The 1,883-nt window shown below is 37.0% G+C and carries 1 protein-coding gene; it reads left to right on the forward strand.

Going from position 1 to position 1,883, the window contains the following annotated elements:
• On the forward strand, nucleotides 1–1,788 hold a 1,788-nt coding region (locus Q5Y71_RS16685), incomplete at its 5' end, for an ATP-binding protein (RefSeq protein WP_306043209.1).
• Nucleotides 1,789–1,883: the final 95 nt, after the last annotated feature.

A 1,883-nucleotide genomic window follows, 5' to 3' on the forward strand; every position in this document is an offset into this window, starting at 1 on the left:
CTAGGTAGTAAGTCCTTTGAAACGCTTGACTCAGATCACAAAATTGAAAAAGGCTGTCGAGGTATAGGCCGTTTAATGTGGTTGAAGGTGTTTGATTTGGTTGAGGTTGAAAGCTATTTTTATGATACAAATGGTGACAGAAAAAAACGTGAATTTCGATTTGATGACAAACGCGGTGTTCACGATAATAGAGTAACGGATACATCTGAAAATCAAACTGGCTCTACGATAAAGTTAGTTGGTTTCGATGGGGGATTTCAGGAAAAAGTTCCAAAAGAAAGTTTATCGATAGCCAATCAGCTTTTAGAGCACTTGCTCTGGTATTATGTGCGTGGCGAAAGTGTTCCAAAAATACAGGTAATAGATTTTGGCGAGCGCATTGATCTGCATGAACTTTATGATCGGAGAATGTATGAAAGTGCTTATCATGAGAAAATTACGATTAAAGAACATGATTTTGAATTAACTCATATAAAGTTCCGTGCATTAGTCAATAAGAGGCACTTGATTGCATTATGTGCTGCCAATCGACTGGTTAAAGAAGAGGTTATACAAGGTAAGATTCCTGGTCTTTATGGGAAAATTTCAGATAATTCTTCTGAGATCACCTACACATGTTATGTGTCTTCTGAATTTCTTGATAATCATGTGCGTAGCGAGCGAACTTCTTTTGATATTAATGAAGATGTCGAGGATATGTTTGATGAGGTAACTTTTAGAGATATTCGTTGTGCGGTTCTTGATCGAGCTAAGAAATATTTAGAGGATGTATTGAAGAAGAATATTTCCGAAGGCCGAAAGCGAGTAGATGATTTTATTATTAATAACGCTCCTCGTTATCGCCCCATTACTAAATATATAGCAGAAGAATTCCTTATAGTTGATCCCGCTAAAACGAACAAAGAATTAGAGTTGCATCTTCATACGCAATGGTATGAAGTTGAGCATCAATTGGTAAAGGAAGGTCATGATATTCTACATCCAAAGAATAAAGAACATGTGGAGGAGTATAAAACTCGCTTGAATAGCTATTTGCAAAAAGCAGAAGATCTGAAGAAATCTGATCTGGCAAACTATGTGTCTCATCGAAAGGTAATTATTGATCTACTACAAAAATCCATCGAAAAGCTGGATAATGGAAAATATGCCCGTGAAGATATGATTCATGAACTTATTATGCCAATGCGTAAAGATTCGGATGAGCTATTTTTTGATTCCTGTAATCTATGGTTAATTGACGAACGTCTGGCATTCCATAATTATATGGCGTCTGATAAACCTATTAATGCCATGCCCATAACCAGTAATAGTAGCAATAAAAGACCTGACTTGCTGAATCTGAGGGTTTTTGATAACCCCTTGCTGATTAACAACCGAAATAGGTTTCCTCTCGCTTCAATCACTGTTATTGAGATTAAGCGTCCCATGCGTAACGATATGAGAGAAGGAGAGGATAAAGATCCGATAGATCAAGTCTTGGGTTATTTAGAAAGAATTCGAGAGGGTGAAGTAACTACTAAGTTTGGTCGTCCTATCCCCGAGAGTAAAGATATTCCTGGCTATTGCTATGTACTTTGTGATCTTACGGAGTCGATGAAACGTCGGAGCAGGCGAGCAAACCTTACAATCACTGCTGATGGAATGGGGTACTTTGGTTATAATGAGCCTTATAAGGCATATATTGAAGTTATTAGCTTTGATCAACTGGTAAAATCTGCAGGGGAGCGTAACAGAGCATTTTTTGATAGGCTAGGGTTGCCTGCAGCAGTGTCAAATTTTGTAACATAGAGGCTATAAATTAAGTTGTGTAACTCGTTATGTTTTCGCAACCTGTATAAAGAATTTTCATATTTTTTATTGATGAGATTGTTAAGTTAAAATTC

This window comes from Microbulbifer sp. 2205BS26-8, assembly GCF_030731025.1.
Lineage (GTDB): Bacteria > Pseudomonadota > Gammaproteobacteria > Pseudomonadales > Cellvibrionaceae > Microbulbifer > Microbulbifer spongiae.